This is a genomic window from Synergistaceae bacterium (assembly GCA_021372895.1).
In the GTDB taxonomy this organism is placed as follows: domain Bacteria; phylum Synergistota; class Synergistia; order Synergistales; family Synergistaceae; genus JAJFTP01.
Map to the genome: position 1 here is coordinate 1 of JAJFTP010000094.1, position 3,078 is coordinate 3,078.

4 protein-coding genes are annotated in these 3,078 nt (G+C 49.5%); 3 read left to right on the forward strand and 1 reads right to left on the reverse strand.

Annotation, left to right across the window (positions count from 1 at the left end; genetic code table 11):
* The coding region (locus tag LLF78_08210; protein MCE5202476.1) for an argininosuccinate synthase at positions 1-267 on the forward strand (267 nt) is incomplete at its 5' end.
* A 734-nt stretch (positions 268-1,001) separates the two neighbouring features.
* Here LLF78_08210 and LLF78_08215 read toward each other — a convergent pair.
* Positions 1,002-1,649, reverse strand: coding sequence for a GntR family transcriptional regulator (locus tag LLF78_08215; protein ID MCE5202477.1), 648 nt, complete (start codon positions 1,647-1,649; stop codon positions 1,002-1,004).
* A gap of 169 nt (positions 1,650-1,818) precedes the next feature.
* On the opposite strand from LLF78_08215, the gene LLF78_08220 reads away from it, so the two are divergent.
* Complete coding sequence (locus LLF78_08220; protein ID MCE5202478.1) at positions 1,819-2,601, forward strand: SDR family oxidoreductase; 783 nt, start codon at positions 1,819-1,821, stop codon at positions 2,599-2,601.
* 220 nt (positions 2,602-2,821) lie between these two features.
* A partial coding sequence (locus tag LLF78_08225; protein MCE5202479.1) for an aminomethyl-transferring glycine dehydrogenase occupies positions 2,822-3,078 on the forward strand: 257 nt, incomplete at its 3' end.

Sequence of the window (3,078 nt, forward strand, 5' to 3'; positions counted from 1 at the left end):
GACAGCACGCAGAAGGCTGTCAGCGGCACAGTAAGGATGAAGTTCTACAAGGGTAATGGAACAGTGAACGGAATGAAGTCAGAGAGCTCTGTCTATAACAAAGCCCTTGCCACATATTCCGCAGGAGACATTTTTGATCAATCAGCCTCAGTAGGATTCATCAAGATCTGGGGCATGCCGATAAAGACATGGAGACAGACACATTCGGAGAAGAACGTCAATCCCATCGATGCCTTTATCTCTGCCAAGGGTAAGGACGCCTTCTAGCAATTGGGGCATCTCGCGGCGCTGACTTAGCAAAGCTTGCGGACCCTCACTTCGACGTATTAATATACGCCTTCGTGAGGCTTCCCTGCGCATTGCGTAGTTATCACTCGCGATCTGCCCCAATTGCGGCAATTGGGGCAGATCGGAGCGCTGACTTAGCAACATTTGCGGTCCTTCGCGTCAACGTATGCCCGGTAGTACTTTGGCGAAGTGCGGCATGAAGATGCCGCGCGAAGCTGCGACAGGAACGGTCGCGGGAAGCGGTTGCGAGCGGTTGTTAAGACCTAAGGACCAACTGATTTGCAATCGATTTCCTACTGACTCCCGTCGGATGTTTTTCCGACAGATCCTGCGTCGTCATCATCTCCGATCTGCCCCAATTGCGCCCCTCCCCGTCATTCCCGCATGCCCTTGAGCGGGAATCCAGGTCTGGTTTTTGCTTCTCGTTTTTGATTTGATCATAAATTATCCGCCAGAAGTTTTTTCTGCAAAATCCCCCGCCGGATGGGACTCCCGGCAGATTCTACAACCGTTTGACTACTGTTTGACTACCGATCGTTTGACTACTGTTTGACTGCCCCTACAACAGACTCCCAACTGATTTGCAATTGATTCCCAATCGACTCCCGCCTCATAGTACTTCCGGCAGCCCCTGCAATCGCTTGCCTATCGCTTGCCGACGCTTGCCAATTGCTTGCCAGCGCAAACGACGGTTTCAGCTTAGTTTGCCGCCCTCATTGCCCCAAAGCCTCCATAGCCAGTCTGATATGTTCCTCCATTAAATTAACGCACTTTGCTTCATCGTGTTCCTTTAGGGCTTCCATAAGCCTGATGTGCTCTTCGAGGCTGGGGTTGTCAGCGAAGTTGAAGAAGGATTCGAAGAATATTGTCTGGACATAGGTCCTTGAAAGTATGTTTTTTACATATCCGGCAAGGGTGCTGTTGCCTGAAGATTCGGCAATTATCTGGTGGAAAGCGTCATTAACGTTCATGTAGAGCTCGAGGTTCTTTTCTTCGAAAGCTTTTCTTTCGTTGTCTATCTGCTCCTGGAGCATGCAGAGCTGTAAGGGGGTGATGAGGTGTGATGCCTTTCTTATTGCCATAACCTCAAGGTTGCACCTGACTTCGTAGGTGTCTATAATTTCCTGTTTAGTGGGGGATGCCAGGCACGCACCCCATCCGGGGACGATCTGCACTAGCCCCTCGTTCTCCAGGCGTCGCAGAGCTTCCCTTACAGGAGTCCTGCTGACGTTGTATTCCTTTGCTATGGAGATTTCGGGAAGCCTCTGCCCGCTTTTCAGCGTCTTATCGAAAATGCCTCTGCGAATACCTTCGTATACATGATCCGCTGATGTTTTCCCGGGAGTGTTACTTCTCGCCATCTGATCATCTCCACCCAATTTTTCCGTACTGTAACAAATATATACAGTTGTCCTGTATAGTGCAAGCAGAACCGCTTGACATAAAAATAAGTATCATATATAAAGTATTAAAGCATGTATTCATTGTATACTGTAATTTTTATTTTTCAACAATAGAGGAGTGGTCAGTGTGATCGATCTTAACGATCTCTGTGGTATGAAAGGAAAAATAGCTGTCGTGACAGGTGCAGCTTCCGGGATAGGCGCCGGGATATCAAGGTTCTTTTCAAATGCAGGTGTTACAGTTGTAATGGCTGACATCAACGAACATCTCGCGAATTGTGTCCGGAGTGAAATAGTTTCCGCCGGCAACAATGCCGTTTTCATTAAGTGCGACGTCACAAAAGAATCCGACTGCAAAACTCTGGCAGACGCCGTTATTGAGAAATTCGGAAAAATAGACATACTTGTGAACTGTGCGGGTGTCGCCCGCCGCCATACAGTAGAGACTTTATCCGAAGAGGACTGGGATCTTGCCCTGAATGTGACGCTGAAGAGCGTATTTCTGATGAGCAAGCATGTCGTCCCCTACATGAAAAAAGCCGGCGGAGGAAAGATCGTAAATATAGGGTCAGGCTGGGCGTTGAAAGGCGGAGACCACGCGGTATCCTACTGTGCGGCAAAGGCCGGGGTCTGGAATATGACAAGGGCGATGGCGATCGACCACGGTCCCGACAATATAAACGTGAACTGTGTCTGCCCCGGCGACATCGACACACCGATGCTTAAGAGCGAATGTGAGCAGCTGGGCAGAGTGTATGACGAGAAGTACAAGGAAGATTGTGCACAGCGGCCGATGGCTAGGTTGGGGACACCTGAGGATGTCGCAATGTGTGTGTTCTTCCTTTGCAGCGATATGGCCCCATGGGTGACTGGCTCGAGTCTTGTCGTTGATGGCGGTGGCATAGCTTAAAACGGCGAATATATGGGGCATCTGCTGCACAGTTCGGCAGTTCCCAATCCTCGACGTATCAGACATACGCCTCCGGTGTGGTCACTGCCAAACTGTTTTGCATCTGCCCCATCTATTCGCCGTTTTACCGGCGGTTGGGGTTGGGGAAATGAAAAGTCAAAAGCAAAAGATTTTTTAAGAGATAAACAGGGATTTAATTTTTGATTTGGGAGGTAGTGACATGGGGAAGAAGGTTTACCCTTATATTCCGAACTCGGAGCCTGAGGTGCAGGAGGAGATGCTGAAGTTTATCGGGGTGGAGTCGATCGAGGATCTGATCGCGGACATTCCTGAAGAGGTCCGCATGAAGGAAGCGATGAAGCTTCCTGAACCTTTTGAGGATGAAGCGGGGATATACAGGCATGTGAGCGGGATCATGAACAAAAACAAAACGGCGGAGGAACTTCGCTGCTTTCTTGGAGCAGGTTGCTACAACCG

Excerpts from the sequence above, each read along its gene's own strand:
- LLF78_08215 (MCE5202477.1), bottom strand. The coding sequence starts at position 1,649 with ATGGCGAGAAGTAACACTCCCGGGAAAACATCAGCGGATCATGTATAC.